This window comes from Jiella mangrovi (genome assembly GCF_017815135.1).
In the GTDB taxonomy this organism is placed as follows: Bacteria; Pseudomonadota; Alphaproteobacteria; order Rhizobiales; family Rhizobiaceae; genus Jiella; species Jiella mangrovi.
Map to the genome: position 1 here is coordinate 41,638 of NZ_JAGJCF010000016.1, position 16,306 is coordinate 57,943.

Genomic DNA, 16,306 nt, shown 5'->3' on the forward strand with positions numbered 1-16,306 from the left:
CGCTCGACACATCCTGCCTCAGGCGACCTTCATGAACTTGCGGAACACCGGCGCACGTGGCGCTTCGAAGCCGGTTTCCGCCTTGCATCGGCCCTTCAGTTCCTCGATCGAAACAAAGCCGCGATTGAACAGGCCGTCCGGCTTGGCGCTCGCAGCCATCTCGGCCCTCAGCGTTTCGGTCGCCTGCTCGTCGACGGCGCCGTCCGCGATCACCACGCCGTAGCGGCGGGCGCCGTCGACGGTGACGAGCTTGCGCTTGACGTCGAGGAGCACGGTTTCGGCCGGACGCTTGGCCGGATCGCCCCAGCCGCCACCGCCCCAGGTGTTGAAGTAGAGGATGTCCCCCGGGTTCACCGCGATGCGGTCGCATTTCGACGGGAGGTTTTCCTCGGTGCCGTCGGTGCGCACCAGACGCTTGGTCGAGCGCTGGCCCGGCTCGCCGCCATTGACGCCCCAGGGATAGGTCAGCCAGCGGTCGTCATGGATCGAGATCTCGCCGGTCTCGAGCATCTCATAGGCGATGACGATGGCATTGCCGCCGCGGTGCAGGCCCGCCCCGCCGCTGTCCGGGATGGTCGCATATTCGCGGATCCTGAGAGGGAAATAGGCTTCGAGAAACTCGTTCGGCACGTTGGTGAACGCCGGCCACATGGAATGTCCGTCCGGCCCGTCGCCGGCCGGGCGGCCCGGCACGCCGCCGAAGCCGATCTGGAAGAGCTGATACCACTCGCCGTTCTTGTCGAAGCCCGAATACATGAAATGCGGGCTGTCGGAGAAGCCGGCCGCATTCAGGGCGTCCGGCGCGCCCTGGCCGAGAAGGCCGCCCATCAGGTCGAAGATCCGGCCGAGCATATGGGTCCGGCAGGAGAGCGCCGCCGGCTTCTTCGGCTTGAGGATGCAGCCCTCGGGGATCTTCACCTCGACGAGATCGTAGAAGCCGTCATTGAACAGGATCTGCGGGTCGAAGAGATTGATGGTGAAGGCTCCGAAGAACATCTTGAACATCTCTTCGTTGAGCAGGAAGTTGATCGACGACAGGCTCTGCGGATCGCTTTCGGAGAAGTCGAAATAGGCGATCTCGCCCTCGCGGTGCAGCGAGCAGGCGATCTTGTAGGGGCCGTTGCCCATGCCGTCATCGTCGATCCAGTCCTCGAAGCTGGCTTTCTTGCCGTCCTTGGCCTCGGGGATGATCATCTGGATGATCGCGCTCATCGCCGCCCGATTACGGTCGAGCATGTCCCACATGGCGGAGATGTATTCATCGACGCCGAAGCGGTCGATGTTCTCGCGCACCCGGCGCTCGGCGAGGCGGAGCGCGGCGATGATGGCGAAAAAGTCCGACTTGTTCCATTCGGGCATGCGGGTGTTGGCCAGCATGATGGCGAGGATTTCCTCGGCGAGCTTGCCGCCACGATAGATCTTGGTCGGCGGGACGATCAGACCCTCCTCGTAAATCATCTTGGCGTCGGTCGGCAGCGAGCCGGGCACCTTGCCGCCGACATCGGTCATGTGGCCGAACATCGCCGCCCAGCTGACCAGCCGGCCCTCGTGGAAGATCGGCATCATCATCAGCCAGTCGTTCAGATGGCTGATCGCGCCGCCGCAGCTGTAGGGATCATTGGTGATGAAGATGTCGCCATCCTCGATGGTGCCCTCATAGCCGGCGATAAAGCCGTAGAGAAAGCTGCCGAACTGGCCGACGACCATCTTGCCTTCGTGATTGGCGATCATCGGAAAGGCGTCGTGCTGCTCGCGGATGCCCGGTGACATGGCGGTGCGGAAGAGCACGGCGTCCATCTCGTTGCGGGCGTTCCTGAGCGCATTCTCGACGATGTCGAGCATGATCGGATCGACGTCGACACGGTTGAAGGGAGCGGGTTTGGCTTCGATAATCGTTGCAGGCATGGTTCTAGGCTCCCTCAGCGTGCGTTCTGATGATCGGCGGGCCAGATCAGGATGTTGCCGACCGCATCGACGATGCCGACATGGCCGGGCAGGATGACGCTGGTCGAATCCATCTCGGTCACGATGGCGGGTCCCGGCACCTTGTTGCCGGGCTTCAGCTTGCCGCGATCGTAGATGAAGCCTTCCTGCCAGGCGCCGTCGGCGTAAAGCCGCGTCGGCTGGACCTTTGCCGAGGATGCATCTTCACCGGCCGTTTCGCCTTCGGCATTGACGAAGCTCATCTCTGCGCCCTGGACGACCGCTCTGAGGCCGACAAGTTCGTGCTCAGCGTCGAGAGCGAAGGTGAAGAGCTGTTCGTGCTCGGCATCGAAGCGGCGGGTGATGCCGGCAAGGCCCTCGCTTTCGAACTCGGCCTTGTCGACATTGACCGTGAGCTTCATGCCCTGGCCCTTGTAGCGGATGTCGACCTGATAGGTGACGGCCTGCTCGTCCGGGCCGACGCCCTCGGCGGTGATCTCCTCGGCGGCGGCGGTCTCGAGGTCGGCAAGGCGCGCCTTGATCTCCTCGTCGGAGGTCTCGCGCACCAGCGTCACGAAGGTCTGGCTGGCCTCGTTGCGCAGCCGCGTCGTCGCATCGCCGTAAGCGCAGAGGACGCCCGGGCCCGGCGGCACGACGGCCGGCCAGGACTGGGTGATGCGCGCCAGCGCGTTGACATGCAGGGGGCCTGCGCCGCCAAAGCCGATCAGCGCGAAGTCGCGGGGATCATAGCCCTGCTCGACCGAGACGAGGCGGAGCGCGCCGACCATGTTCTCGTTGACGATGCGGATGATGCCTTCGGCCGCGTCCTCGACCGAAATCGACAGCGCGTCTGCGACCTTGCCGACCGCCTCTGCCGCCATGTCCCGGCTGATCGCCATGTCGCCGCCGAGCTTGGCGTCGGACGGCAGATAGCCGAGGACGACGTTTGCGTCGGTCACGGTGGGTTCGGTGCCGCCCTTCTGATAGGCCGCCGGCCCCGGCATCGCGCCGGCCGACTGTGGCCCGACGCGCAGCGCCTTGGTGAGCTCCGGAATGTAGGCGATCGAGCCACCGCCGGCGCCGACGGTTCTGACGTCGATCGACGGCGCGCGGACGGTGACGTCGCCGACGCGGGTCTCGCGGCGGGTTCTGGCAACGGAATTCTGGATCAGCGCCACATCGGTGGACGTGCCGCCCATGTCGAAAGTGAGAAGGTTCTCGATCTTCGCCTGCTTGGCGATCCAAAGGGCACCGGAAACGCCGCCGGCGGGGCCGGACATCAGCAGGTTGACCGGCGCATCCATCGCCGCCTGGGCCGAGGACAGGCCGCCGTCCGAACGCAGGATGCGCAGATTGACGTTCTCGCCCATCCGGCTCTTCAATTCGCCCTCGAGATTGGAGACGTAGGTCGAGACCACGGGCTTGACGTAGGAATTGACCACCGTCGTCTCGGTGCGCTCGTATTCGTACATCTCCGGCATGACCGCGGCCGAGGTCGATACCGGAATATTCGGGGCGATCTCTCTGGCGATCTCCGCGATTCGACGTTCATGCACGTCGTTCACATAGGCGTTGAACAGCGCCACCGTCAGCGCCTCGATGCCAGACGACAGGAGCGTCTCGAGGTCCCGGCGGATCGCCGCCTCGTCGAGCTCCACCAGCACGTTGCCCTCGGCATCGAGACGCTCGTCGGCCTCGATCGTGTATTCCAGCGGGGCGAGCGGCGCCGTCTTGTTCCAGATGACCCAGCCGCCGAGGCCGCCGGGAACATAGGAACGGGCGATCTGCAGCGTGTCGCGGTAGCCCTTGGTCGTCACCAGCCCGACGAGCGCGCCGGAGAGCGTCAGAACCGTGTTGGTGGCGACGGTCGTGCCGTGCATCACCTCGGCAATGTCATGGGGATCGATGCCGGCGGTCCGGCAGATCTTCTCGATGCCGTTGAGAACGCCCACCGAGCTGTCCTTCGGCGTCGAGGGAACCTTCGCCGTATGGGTGCGCCCGCTGGCCCTGTCGAGGAGCAACAGATCGGTGAACGTTCCCCCGACGTCGACGCCAAGACGCCATCCCGTCCCTGCCCGCCGTTTCATCGGCGCAGCTTCATTATCCGTCATGCGTGCCTCCCTGCTCCCGGCCACTTCCCGCTTGCTCGATCGGGGCCGACAGCGACGGACCGAGCTTAGCGACAGCGGCTCGACATTGCGTCGACGCGCTGTCATTGAATGCGCATTCAAGGCAGCATAGTTTGTGATTGCAACGTCATGCAAGGGGTCTCTCCGACCGGCTCATTGAAATGGCGAAAGACAGTGGACGGCAGCGCGCAGGGAGCGGCAAGGCGATGAGCGGGCAGACACTTTACGACAAGATCTGGGACAGCCACCGCGTCAGGGACTATGACGACGGCACCTCGCTCCTTTATATCGACCGGCATCTCGTCCAGGAGGTCTCGAGCCCGCAGGCCTTCGATGGCCTCGCCGAGCGCGGCGTCACGCTGCGCAGACCGGACGCGCATGTCGCGGTGGCCGATCACGCCGTTCCGACACGGTTGCGGGCCAATCATCTGCCGAGGGGCCTTGCCGGCGACCAGATCTCGCGGCTCGTTCGAAACGCAAGGGCCTTCGGCATTCCCTACATTCCGATGAACGACCGGCGACACGGCATCGTCCACGTCATCGGCCCGGAACTCGGCTTCACCCTGCCGGGCGTGACGCTGGTTTGCGGCGACAGCCATACCTGCACCCACGGCGCCTTCGGCGCGCTCGCCTTCGGCATCGGCGCGAGCGAATGCGAGACGGTATTCGCCACCCAGACCCTGCGCCAGCGCAAGCAGAAGCGCATGCGCGTGACGCTGGCCGGCCAGCTCGGCACGGGCGTCTACGTGAAGGACATCATTCTCGCACTGATCGCGAAGATCGGGACCGGCGGCGGCTTCGGCCATGCAATCGAGTTCGCCGGCGAGGCCATCGCCGATCTGTCGATGGAGGCGCGGATGACCCTCTGCAACATGTCGATCGAGGCCGGCAGCCGGGTCGGGATGGTCGCGCCCGACGAAAAGACCATCGCCTATGTCAAAGGTCGCCCCCTCGCCCCCGAAGGCGATATGTGGACGCGCGCCGTCGAGACCTGGCGAAATCTCGGCAGCGATCCCGACGCCGTGTTCGATCGCGAGGTCGAACTCGACGTCTCGCAGATCGCGCCGCATGTCTCTTGGGGCACGACGCCGGAGGAGACGCTGCCGGTGACGGCCGCCGTGCCGGACCCCAGGCTCGAGCCGGAGCCCGACCGGCGCGCGAGGATGGAGCGCAGCCTCGCCTATATGGGGCTCGCCCCCGGAACCGCGCTCAGCGACGTGTCCATCGACAGGGTCTTCATCGGCTCCTGCACCAACGGCCGCATCGAGGATCTTCGAAACGCCGCGGCAATCGTCAGGGGCCGGCGCATCGCCGACCACGTGGTGGGCATCGTCGTGCCAGGTTCGGCGGCGGTGCGCAGCGAGGCCGAGGCCGAAGGGCTCGACGCCGTCTTCCGGGCGGCGGGCTTCGAGTGGCGCGATTCGGGCTGTTCGATGTGCGTTGCGATGAACGACGACCGCCTGCGCCCGGGCGAGCGCTGTGCCTCGACCTCGAACCGCAACTTCGAAGGCCGGCAGGGCCAAGGGGGGCGGACCCATCTGATGAGCCCGGCAATGGCGGCGGCGGCCGCCGTAGCGGGCCGTCTCACCGATGTGCGCAATCTCGACGCCTGAAAGAACAATCATGCAGAAATTCACGAAACTCTCGGGCGTCGCCGCGCCGCTCCCGGAGACGAATGTCGACACCGACGTGATCTTCCCCGCCCGCTTCCTCTTGCTTCCCAACAAGACGGGGCTCGGCGCTCAGCTCTTTCACGAACGCCGGATGAGAAAGGACGAAGACGAGACGCCGCCCTTCGTCCTCGACACGCCGCCTTACGACAGGTCCGAAATCCTCGTGGCGGGCCGGGCGTTCGGGACCGGATCGAGCCGCGAACAGGCGGTGTGGGCGCTTGCCGATTTCGGCATACGCTGCGTCATCGCGCCGAGCTTCGGCGAGATCTTCTTCGCCAATTGCTTCAAAAACGGCATCCTGCCGATCGTTTTGTCCGAAAAGGAGCACGCCGCAGTCCTCGCCGAAGCGATCGCTGCCCGGCCGATCGTCGTCGATCTGGAAAGCCTTGCCATCACCCTTGAAAACGGTCGTTCCATCGGCTTCGAGGTCGAGGCGCATCGCCGACGCTCGCTGCTTCTCGGCCTCGACGAGATCGGCTCGATCCTGATCGACGACGCCGGCGCGATCACCGCCTTCGAAACGCGCCAGCGCGAGACCCATCCCTGGCTCTTTCTCAACCAGGCCCGGCTCGGGCGTTTCGGCGACGAGGTCGAGTGAATGTCTGCGAGCGCAGACGGTCAGCCCTGCTCGGCGATCTTGTATTCGCGCATCTTGCGATAAAGCGTCGAGCGGCCGATGCCGAGCCGCCGCGCGATCTCGCTCATGCGGCCGTCATATTGCGTCAGCGCCATCCGGATGAGATCGGCCTCGACATCGACCATGCGCCGGATTTGCCCGTCCTGGCCCCGCAGCGGGAAGTCCGGTCCCGAATGAAGATCGCGCCTTCCAGGCTGCCGGCCCCCCTCCGGTCCGCCTGCGGCGTTTGTCGCAGACTGTTCGAACGGGCGAAGCGGAGCCTCGATGGTGCGTGCGCCGCCATTGCCCGCTCCCGGCTCGGATCGTCGCACCTCCCCCGATCCGGCGGCCATCAGCGCCCTTATCTGCGAAAAATCCTCCGCGCCGAGCGTCTCGTTCTCGGACAGAACAACGGCGCGGTGCAGGGAGTTTTCCAGCTGGCGGATGTTGCCCGGCCAGTCATAGGCCATGATCAGGTCGAGGGCATCCTCGCCGATCGCCGACACCTTGGAGCCTTCCTCGAGCTTCGCCACCCGGGCCAGAAACTGCTCGACGAGCCCGCGCAGCTCCGGCCGACGCTGGCGCAGCGGCGGCATGGCGATTTCCACGGCGTTGAGGCGATAATAGAGATCCTCGCGAAACCGGCCGGCCGCGACCGCTTGGTGAAGGCTGCGGTTCGTCGCCGAAATGATCCTGACGTCGACACGAGCCGGCATTCTGGCGCCGACCGGGTCGATCTCGCCTTCCTGCAGGACGCGCAGGAGCTTGACCTGGGCGGCCGGCGCGAGCTCGCCGATCTCGTCGAGGAACAGCGTGCCGCCGTCGGCTTCCGCGAACTTGCCGCGATGCTCGTCGGTGGCGTCGGTGAAGGCGCCCTTGGCATGACCAAACAGAATGCTCTCGACGAGATCGCTCGGCAGAGCGCCGCAATTGACCGGCACGAAGGGCTTCGACGCGCGATTGCCGGCGGCGCGGATCGCGCGGGCGAGCCACTCCTTGCCGACACCGGTCTCGCCCTCGATGAGGATCGGAATGGTCGAGCGCGCGGCCCGGGCCGCGACCTGGAGGACCGGCCGCATCGCCGGCGACGCGCCATCGGGCGAAAGCGTCGATACGCCGCGCTTCGGCCGCGCGGCTGCGTGGATGCGCAAGGCGTTGGCGAGCGTCTCGCGCAACCGCTCGGGCGAAACCGGCTTGACGACGAAGTCGAAGGCGCCGGCGCGCATCGCCTCGACCACCGTGTCGATCGAGCCCTTCGCCGTCTGGACGACGACCGGCACGTCGAGGTGATTGCGGCGCATCTCCGCCATCACCTCGATGCCGCTCTTGTCCGGCATCATCAGATCGAGCAGGACGGCGGCGATCTGGCGCGCATTCTTGCCGCCGAGCGCCGCGAGCGCGGCGCGCCCGCCATCGCAGAGCACAGGCGTCAGGCCCATTCGCGCCACATGCGCATCGAGCAGGCGACGCTGTATGGGGTCGTCGTCGACGATGAGGACGATGTCTGTCATTGACGCCTCCGGTCTCGTCTTGCTGCGAGAGTGACCCACTTTGGCACGGGTCGCCTGAAATCCGACTGAACGAGCGCGGACAATGAATTCTCTGTAAATTCAGTCGAATTTGAACAAATCGCAGCCTGTCACGATATGCTGGGGCACGCAGCCGGCCCGGGCACGAGACTTGGCCAAGCCCGGAAGAACCGGTATTCGGGACGAGAATTTCGCGGACATTCGAGACCGCCGCAGAACAGCGAAAGAGATATGAGGACGATGAAGACCACGATCATGCCGGTCCGTTCCGCGGTCGAGGCCGCAGCATCCAACGATACCGCGCTGCCGGAATGGAACCTTGCCGACCTCTATCCCGCGATGGATAGCCCCGAGCTTGCAGCCGATCTGGCAAAGGCGCGGGAGACGGCGACGGCGTTCCAGGATCGCTGGCGCGGGAAGCTTGCCGAGGCGGCAGCATCGCAGGAGGGCAATCTCGTCGAGGCGATCCGGGAATACGAGCGCCTCGAGGAATTGCTCGGCCGGATCATTTCCTATGCCGGCCTCGTCTATTCCGGCGACACGTCGGACCCCGCGCGCGCCAAGTTCTATGGCGACACCCAGTCGAACGTCACCGACATCGCCACGAAGCTTCTGTTCTTCGCGCTCGAACTGAACCGGATCGAGGATGGCGTCATGGACGCCGCGATGGAGCGCGACCCGGCCCTCGCCCACTACCAGCCCTGGATCGTCGATCTGCGGAAGGACAAGCCCTACCAGCTCGAGGACCGGGTCGAGGAATTGTTCCACGACAAGGCCGTCAGCGGCGCCGGCGCCTGGAACCGCCTGTTCGACGAGACGCTGACCTCGCTGCGGTTTTCCGTCGACGGCGAGGACATGGCGATCGAGGCTGCCCTCAATATGCTGCAGGATCCCGAGCCCGAGAAGCGCCGCAAGGCCGCCAACGCGCTCGCCAACGTGTTCTCGGAAAATCTCCGCGTCTTCACGCTGATCACCAACACGCTGGCCAAGGATAAGGAAATCTCCGACCGCTGGCGCGGCTTTACCGACGTCGCCGACAGCCGCCATCTCGCCAACCGGGTGGAGCGCGAGGTCGTCGACGCTCTGACCGCCGCCGTCGACGAGGCCTATCCGCGCATCTCCCACCGCTACTATGCGATGAAGGCGAAGTGGCTGGGCGTCGACCAGCTCGAATACTGGGACCGCAACGCGCCGCTGCCCGACGCCAGGCGCCGGGACATTCCGTGGAGCGAGGCCCGCTCGACGGTGCTGTCGGCCTATTCCGGCTTTTCGCCGGAAATGGCCGACATCGCCGAGCGCTTCTTCGACAATTCATGGATCGACGCGGCGGTTCGCCCCGGCAAGGCGCCGGGCGCCTTTGCCCATCCGACGGTGCCGAGCGTCCACCCCTATGTGCTGCTCAACTACATGGGCAAGCCGCGTGACGTCATGACGCTCGCCCACGAGCTCGGCCACGGCGTCCATCAGGTGCTGGCCGGACGTCAGGGCGCACTGATGGCGCCGACGCCGCTGACGCTCGCCGAGACCGCCTCGGTCTTCGGCGAGATGCTGACCTTCCGCTCGCTCTTGGATCAGGCCAAGACCGACGCCGAGCGCAAGACCATGCTCGCCTCCAAGGTCGAGGACATGATCAACACGGTGGTGCGCCAGATCGCCTTCTACCAGTTCGAGCGCCGGCTCCACACCGAGCGGCGGCAGGGCGAACTGACCGCCGAGCGGATCGGCGAGATCTGGCTGGAAGTCCAGGGCCGGAGCCTCGGGCCCGCCATCCGGCTCGGCGACGGCTACGAGACCTACTGGACCTACGTCCCGCACTTCATCCACACGCCGTTCTACGTCTATGCCTATGCCTTCGGCGACTGCCTCGTGAACTCGCTCTATGCGGTCTACCGCAATTCCGAGACGGGTTTTCAGGAGAAGTATTTCGAGATGCTGAAGGCCGGCGGAACCAAGCACCATTCAGAGCTTCTGGCGCCTTTCGGCCTCGACGCCTCGGACCCCGCCTTCTGGTCGAAGGGGCTCGGCATGATCTCCGGCTTCATCGACGAACTGGAAGCCATGGGCTGAGGCAGGCCCCGATCCCGTCACATCCAACGGCAAAGGCCGCCCCGAGTGGGGCGGCCTTTTTCCATTCGGCCAGCGCGCCCTGCCGCGAAATGGGAACAATTGCTTGCCATCCGTCACCATCCCCTAGTTTTGAAACGACCGCCCCGGAAAGGAGACCCGATGCGAAAACTCGTTGCCGCCGCGTTCGCCTTGTGCGCCATGGTCCTGACGCTTCCAGCCTTCGCCCAGACGCCGCCGAACGTCCTCATCGTCGGCCAGATCGCCGAGCCGAAATCGCTCGACCCGCAGGCCGTGACCGCGACCAACGATTTTCGCATTCTGATGAACGTCTATGACGGGCTGGTGCGGTTCAAAAAGGGCACGCTCGAGGTCGAGCCGGCGCTGGCCAAGAGCTGGGACATCACCGACGACGGCACGACCTACACCTTTCATCTGCGAGACGGCGTGACGTTTCAGGACGGAACGCCCTTCGACGCCGAGGCTGTGAAGTTCACCTTCGATCGCATGCTGAAGGACGACCATCCGTTCCACGACACCGGCCCCTTTCCCCTCGCCTTCTTCTTCTCGCAGGTCGACACGGTGACCGCCAAGGATCCCCAGACCGTCGTCTTCAAGCTGAAGGAGCCCTTCGCTCCCTTCCTGTCGAACCTCGCCTATCCGACCGGGCTGATCGTCTCGCCGGCGGCGGTGAAGAAATACGGCAAGGAATTCGGCCGCCACCCCGTCGGCACGGGGGCGTTCAAGTTCGAGGGCTGGGACCCCAACTCCAAGGTCGTCGTCTCGCGCAACGAGAACTACTGGGATGGCGCACCGCAGCTCGAAGCCGTCGTCTTCCGCCCGATCACCGATGCCAACACACGGGTTGCCGAGATGCTGTCTGGCGGGATCGACCTGATGGTCGAGGTGCCGCCGGATGGTCTTAGCCAGTTCAAGCAGGACGACAACTTCAAGGTCTACGAGGAAGCCGGCCCGCATCTGTGGTTCTTGATCCTCAACACTGAGGAGGGTCCATTTTCCGACAAGCGTGTCCGGCAGGCCGTCAACTATGCCATCGACAAGAAGGCCTTGACCGAGGACGTTCTTCAGGGCACGGCGACGATCGCCGCGGGGCCGATCCCCAAGGCGTTTTCCTGGGCGAATGACGGCTCTGTGAAGCCCTATCCCAACGACCCGGAAAAGGCCCGCGAGCTGATCAAACAGGCCGGCGTCGAGGGCAAGACGCTGACCTTCTACGTGCCGGAGGGCGGCTCCGGCATGCTCGACCCGGTGGCCATGGCAACGGCGATCCAGGCGGATCTGAAGAAGGTCGGTCTCAACGTCAACATCCAGACCTACGAGTGGAACACCTATCTCGCCAACGTCAATCCGGGCCTCAAGGGCAAGGCCGACATGGCCGAGATGGCCTGGATGACGAACGATCCGGACACGCTTCCCTTCCTGGCGCTGAGGACCGACGCGATGCCCGACAAGGGCGGCTTCAACTCCGGCTACTACTCCAACCCGGAGGTCGACAAGCTGCTCGACGAGGCGCGGCGGACCACGGACCAGAAAGAGCGCGGCAAGCTCTACGAAAAGGTCCAGAAGATCGTCCATGACGATGCCCCCTGGGCCTTCATCGCCAACTGGAAGCAGAACGCGGTTTCGACCGCGCAAGTGAAGGGCTTCGAACTGGAGCCGTCCTTCCTGCTCGTCTTGAAGGGCGTGACAAAGGGGTGAGCCGGGACATGCCCGCCTGCTCGGCTCCGATGCGTTTGCGCAGTACCCCCCTCTGGGCTGCCGCCCATCTCCCCCAAAAGGGGGGAGATCAGCCGCTTCGACATCCTGCCCGGCTCTCAGGCGTTGAGAGTACGGACCGTCGTTTGATCATGACCCGATGCGCCGAAACAGGGGCGATCTCCCCCCTCGTGGGGGAGATGTCCGGCAGGACAGAGGGGGGCGTGCAGCCGCCACTCGACAACGCAGTTGCCGCACGCGCCCACGCGTCTGCCCCACGCGCCCGCGCGTTTGCCCCACACGGCGTCATCCTCGGCCTTGTCCCGAGGATCTCCCGCCCCATCCGTAACAGAAGCGGCGCCGGCGTGCTGCCATTCGCCGACGCTTCTTTCGCGACACCGGCGGTAGATCCTCGGGACAAGCCCGAGGATGACGGCGGGGCCGTGGCGATCACGACCGGCCGCAGGTCGGCGCAACGGCTCCGCCCATGACAGCCACCATCGCCAGGCGCCTCCTCGCCGCCATCCCCGTCCTCTTCGGTCTCTCCGTCATCGTCTTTCTGATGATCGCCCTTATCCCCGGCGATCCCGCGACCGCCATTCTCGGCTCCTACGCAACGCCCGAGAATGTCGCCAGGCTGAACGCCTCGCTCGGCCTCGATAAAAGCCTGCCGCAGCAATATCTCGCCTGGATCTCCGGCGTCCTCACCGGCGATTTCGGCCGCTCCTATGCTCTCAACCGACCAGTCATCGACATCGTCATGGAGCGCTTCTCGGCGACACTGCTTCTTGCCGGCGCCTCGCTGCTGCTCGCCACCGTCTTCGGCCTCCTCGCCGGCATCGTCTCGGCGGTGCGTCAGTTCGGCTTTGCCGACAAGGCGATCACGCTCGCCGTCCTGATCGGCATCTCGGTGCCGTCCTTCTGGCTGGGGCTGCTGCTGATTCTCTTCTTCGCGGTGAGGATCAAGCTGTTTCCGGCGAGCGGCATGGTGGCGATCTATGGCGGCGGCGGGCCGCTCGACATTCTGCATCACCTCGTCCTGCCGGCGATCACGCTCGCCCTCGTCGCCACCGGCGTCATCGCACGGCTCACCCGCACGGCGATGCTGGAGGTGCTGCGTCAGGACTATATCCGCACCGCCCGGGCCAAGGGCCTTTCCGAGCGCCGGGTGATCTTTCGCCATGCCTTCATGGCCGCGCTGGTCTCGGTGATCCCGGTGATCGGCATTCAGGCCGGCTTCGTGCTGGGCGGTGCGGTCTATGTGGAGACGGTGTTCCAGTGGCCGGGCATCGGCGCGATGCTGGTCAACGCCATCTCACAGCGCGACATCCTGCTCGTCCAGGGCGGCGTCCTCGTCGTCGCGGCGTCCTACGTCCTGTTCAATCTTCTGGCCGACGTCTGCCAGACCCTGCTCGATCCGAGGCTGAAATGACCAGCGCGGCGACGACCTCCGACACGAAAGCCCAGACCACGGCCAGGGAGCGGCGCGAGCGCCCCTCGACTTTCGCCCTGATCCTCAACAACCGGCTTGCGGCGGCGGGCCTCGTCGTTCTCGGCCTCATCGTCGTCACAGCCTTGGCGGCCCCCATCCTGCCGCTCGCAGATCCGAACGCGACCGATCCGGCGAGCCGCCTCGCGCCGCTGTTTTCCGAAAATCATCTTCTCGGCACCGACGCGCTCGGCCGCGACATGCTCTCCCGTCTCGTCTGGGGAACGCGGGTCTCCCTCGTCGTCGGCTTTTCCGCCTCGTTGATCGCCGCGCTCTTCGGCTCGGCCATCGGCCTTACCGCCGGCTATGCGGGCGGGCGCACCGACCAGATCCTCATGCGGCTGATCGATCTGATGATGGCCTTCCCCTACATTCTTCTGGCGCTCGCCATCGTCGCGATCCTCGGGCCGGGTCTGGTCAACGCGCTCTATGCGATCGCCATCGTCAACGTGCCGTTCTTCGCCCGCAACATCCGCGGCATCACCGTCGGCCTCGCGCGCCGCGAATTCGTCGACGCCGCCCGCCTCTCCGGCAAGGGACCGCTGCGGATCCTGTGGTCCGACATCCTGCCCAACGTGCTCCCGACCATCGTCATCACGCTCTCGACCACCGTCGGCTGGATGATCCTCGAAACGGCGGGGCTCTCCTTCCTCGGCCTCGGCGCCCAGCCGCCCCAGGCCGATCTCGGCTCGATGCTCGGCGACGGCCGCAAGGTGATGTTCACCGCCCCGACCATCTCGCTGGTGCCCGGCCTGATGATTTTTCTCATCGTCATGAGCATCAACCTGATCGGCGACGGAATACGGGATGCGCTCGATCCGCGGCTGCGGTCGGGGGCTTCGGCGCGGCCGTCGTTTCGCACGAGGGTGGCGAAGGGGCGGGAGACGCCGGCAGGGGATACCGGGCGACAGCCTGGCAAAGCTAGCGGCAGCGTTCACCCCCCTCTGCCTGCCGGCATCTCCCCCACAAGGGGGGAGATCGATAGGACGGAGACGTCGGCGGCAGCTGATCTCCCCCCTTGTGGGGGAGATGCCCGGCAGGGCAGAGGGGGGTCGTCGCGAAGCGACAAGGACGACCAATCTGTCCACCCCACCCTCGCCGTCCGCGGCCTCGAAACCCAGTTCCACATTGGCCAATCGGTCTACCGCGCCTCAAATGGCGTCGACCTGACCATCCGCCCCGGCGAATGCCTCGGCCTCGTCGGCGAGTCCGGCTCCGGCAAGTCGGTGACGGCGATGAGCATCATGGGGCTCGTCCCCTCGCCCCCGGGCGTCATTGCCGGCGGGCGTATCGGCTTCAAGGGCGAGGACCTCACTGACGCCAGCAACGCCCGCATCCGGCAGCTGCGCGGCGGCGCCGTCAGCCATGTGTTCCAGGACCCGCTGGCGACTCTCCACCCGCTGTTTTCCGTCGGCGACCAGATCGTCGAGGCGATCAGAGCTCATCAATCGCTATCGACGCGCGAGGCCGACGCGAAGGCCCGCGACCTCCTCGATCTCGTGCGCGTGCCCAATGCCGCCCAGCGGATGAAGGCCCTGCCGCACGAGCTGTCCGGCGGCCTGAGGCAGCGGGTCTCGATCGCCATGGCGCTCGCCAACGACCCGGAGCTGATCATCGCCGACGAGCCGACGACGGCCCTCGACGTGACCGTGCAGGCAGAGGTTCTGCGGCTCCTCGACGGTCTTCGGCGCGACCGCAACACCGCCGTCCTGTTCATCACCCATGATTTCGGCGTCGTCTCGGAAATCGCCGACCGGGTCGCGGTGATGTATGCTGGCCGCATCGTCGAGACCGGCCCGACGGCGGAAATCCTCACCCGACCCGCCCATCCCTATACGCGCATGCTGATCGACTGCGTGCCGGTGATGGGGGAGCCCGGACGCCGCCTCGACGCCGTGCCCGGCCGGCCACCGGCGGTGAACCGTCTGCCCGCCGGCTGCGCATTTGCCGACCGCTGCCCGCGTGTCGAGAGCGACTGCCGCAGGGGCGAAATCCCGCTGGAGGAAAAGCGCGGCAATCTTGAAGCGCGCTGCCTGCATCCGCTGGAGGCCGGCGAAGCCCTTTCCGGCGATGTGCGAACGGCCGCGACGACGTCGGATGGCACCCCTCGACACGGCAGATCGGCATGAACACCTCCCCCGACCCGTCCCTCATCGAAATCCGCAATCTTGCCCGAACATTCGGTGGCGGCCGCTCGCTCTTCGGCACGAAGAAGCCGGAGCTGACGGCGGTGCGCGGGGTCTCTCTGGACCTTGAAAAGGGCGAGACGCTGGGCGTCGTCGGCGAATCCGGCTGCGGCAAGTCCACCCTCGCCCGCATGCTGGTCGGCCTCGACACCCCGTCGCGCGGCACCATCCGCCTGTCCGGCGAAAACCTCACCGACGGCGGCACCAGGGCGCTGGCGCGCAGGGTGCAATACGTCTTTCAGGATCCGGTCTCCTCCCTCAACCCGCGCCAGACCATCCGCGACATCCTCGAAGCGCCGATGCGCCATCTCCTCGGCCTCGGCAGCAGGGAGCGCAAGGAGCGGCTGGAAAGGCTGATCGAGGACGTGAACCTTCGGCCGGAATTCCTCGAGCGCTATCCGCATGAGTTCTCCGGCGGTCAGGCCCAGCGCATCGGCATCGCCCGGGCGCTCGCCGCAGAGCCCGCCGTCGTCGTCCTCGACGAGCCGGTCTCGGCCCTCGACGTCTCGGTACAGGCGCAGGTTCTGAACCTCCTCGACCGGCTGAAACGCGAGCGCGGCCTCACCTATGTCTTCATCAGCCACGACCTCGCCGTCGTCGAAAGCGTCGCGACGCGGGTGGCGGTGATGTATTTCGGCGAGATCGTCGAGACCGCCCCGGCGCGCGAGATGTTCCGGGCGCCGCTGCACCCCTATACCAAGCTCCTGATCGACTCCGCCCCTGTCCCGAACCGCAAGCGGGCGGCAAGCGCCGGAGACAGCGGCGAGCTGCCGGACCCCTATGATCCGCCGCCCGGCTGCCCCTTCGCGCCGCGATGCCCGCGGGCGGACGAGGACTGCCGCGCGGCGATGCCACGGCTGGAAGCGAAGGATCGCGGCAAGGAGCACCTCGCTGCGTGTTGCCATCCGACACCACGTCGCGCCTGAGTTGTCTCCGTTTGCCAATCACACCTAATACCACCTCTTAAAGTTGTGATTTGAT

The 16,306-nt window shown here is 65.9% G+C and carries 10 protein-coding genes; 7 read left to right on the plus strand and 3 right to left on the minus strand.

The window, feature by feature from the left end:
* Positions 1–18: 18 nt before the first annotated feature.
* Together J6595_RS17675 and J6595_RS17680 are read right to left on the minus strand one after the other, a co-directional pair.
* Positions 19–1,905, minus strand: coding sequence for a hydantoinase B/oxoprolinase family protein (locus tag J6595_RS17675; protein ID WP_209596190.1), 1,887 nt, complete (start codon positions 1,903–1,905; stop codon positions 19–21).
* Between the two features lie 14 nt (positions 1,906–1,919).
* Entirely contained in the window at positions 1,920–4,034 is a 2,115-nt protein-coding gene (locus J6595_RS17680; RefSeq protein WP_209596192.1) for a hydantoinase/oxoprolinase family protein, read from the minus strand.
* A 224-nt stretch (positions 4,035–4,258) separates the two neighbouring features.
* Between J6595_RS17680 and leuC the strand changes: the two genes are divergently transcribed.
* Together leuC and leuD are read left to right on the plus strand one after the other, a co-directional pair.
* Positions 4,259–5,665, plus strand: coding sequence for a 3-isopropylmalate dehydratase large subunit (gene leuC, locus J6595_RS17685; RefSeq protein ID WP_209596194.1), 1,407 nt, complete (start codon positions 4,259–4,261; stop codon positions 5,663–5,665).
* 10 nt (positions 5,666–5,675) lie between these two features.
* The gene (gene leuD / locus J6595_RS17690) at positions 5,676–6,323 is read left to right on the plus strand and encodes a 3-isopropylmalate dehydratase small subunit (RefSeq protein ID WP_209596195.1); all 648 of its coding nucleotides are present in this window, start codon (positions 5,676–5,678) and stop codon (positions 6,321–6,323) included.
* Positions 6,324–6,343: 20 nt separating this feature from the next.
* Here the strand turns inward: leuD and J6595_RS17695 are convergent, their stop codons facing one another.
* The gene (locus tag J6595_RS17695) at positions 6,344–7,852 is read right to left on the minus strand and encodes a sigma-54-dependent transcriptional regulator (protein ID WP_209596197.1); all 1,509 of its coding nucleotides are present in this window, start codon (positions 7,850–7,852) and stop codon (positions 6,344–6,346) included.
* 258 nt (positions 7,853–8,110) lie between these two features.
* Between J6595_RS17695 and J6595_RS17700 the strand changes: the two genes are divergently transcribed.
* From J6595_RS17700 to J6595_RS17725, 5 genes are all read left to right on the plus strand, one after another.
* Positions 8,111–9,937, plus strand: a complete 1,827-nt coding sequence (locus tag J6595_RS17700) for a M3 family oligoendopeptidase (RefSeq protein ID WP_425342169.1) — start codon at positions 8,111–8,113, stop codon at positions 9,935–9,937.
* A 159-nt stretch (positions 9,938–10,096) separates the two neighbouring features.
* Positions 10,097–11,653 carry an ABC transporter substrate-binding protein gene (locus J6595_RS17705; RefSeq protein WP_209596201.1) on the plus strand — a complete coding sequence of 519 codons (1,557 nt, stop codon included), beginning with the start codon at positions 10,097–10,099 and terminating at the stop codon, positions 11,651–11,653.
* Positions 11,654–12,137: 484 nt separating this feature from the next.
* Entirely contained in the window at positions 12,138–13,082 is a 945-nt protein-coding gene (locus J6595_RS17710) for an ABC transporter permease (protein WP_209596203.1), read from the plus strand.
* A complete protein-coding gene (locus tag J6595_RS22605) occupies positions 13,079–15,268 on the plus strand; it encodes a dipeptide/oligopeptide/nickel ABC transporter permease/ATP-binding protein (RefSeq protein WP_245198761.1) in 2,190 nt (729 codons plus the stop codon). Before J6595_RS17710 ends, J6595_RS22605 begins: the two co-directional genes overlap by 4 nt.
* On the plus strand, positions 15,265–16,251 hold the full coding sequence (locus J6595_RS17725) for an ABC transporter ATP-binding protein (RefSeq protein WP_209596205.1): 987 nt from the start codon (positions 15,265–15,267) through the stop codon (positions 16,249–16,251). Before J6595_RS22605 ends, J6595_RS17725 begins: the two co-directional genes overlap by 4 nt.
* The last annotated feature ends 55 nt before the right edge of the window (positions 16,252–16,306 follow it).

Coding starts and splice junctions, on each gene's coding strand:
- J6595_RS17700 (WP_425342169.1), top strand. CDS start 8,111: ATGAAGACCACGATCATGCCGGTCCGTTCCGCGGTCGAGGCCGCAGCA.
- J6595_RS17705 (WP_209596201.1), top strand. CDS start 10,097: ATGCGAAAACTCGTTGCCGCCGCGTTCGCCTTGTGCGCCATGGTCCTG.
- J6595_RS17695 (WP_209596197.1), bottom strand. CDS start 7,852: ATGACAGACATCGTCCTCATCGTCGACGACGACCCCATACAGCGTCGC.
- J6595_RS17725 (WP_209596205.1), top strand. CDS start 15,265: ATGAACACCTCCCCCGACCCGTCCCTCATCGAAATCCGCAATCTTGCC.
- J6595_RS17680 (WP_209596192.1), bottom strand. CDS start 4,034: ATGACGGATAATGAAGCTGCGCCGATGAAACGGCGGGCAGGGACGGGA.
- J6595_RS17710 (WP_209596203.1), top strand. CDS start 12,138: ATGACAGCCACCATCGCCAGGCGCCTCCTCGCCGCCATCCCCGTCCTC.
- J6595_RS22605 (WP_245198761.1), top strand. CDS start 13,079: ATGACCAGCGCGGCGACGACCTCCGACACGAAAGCCCAGACCACGGCC.
- leuD (WP_209596195.1), top strand. CDS start 5,676: ATGCAGAAATTCACGAAACTCTCGGGCGTCGCCGCGCCGCTCCCGGAG.
- leuC (WP_209596194.1), top strand. CDS start 4,259: ATGAGCGGGCAGACACTTTACGACAAGATCTGGGACAGCCACCGCGTC.
- J6595_RS17675 (WP_209596190.1), bottom strand. CDS start 1,905: ATGCCTGCAACGATTATCGAAGCCAAACCCGCTCCCTTCAACCGTGTC.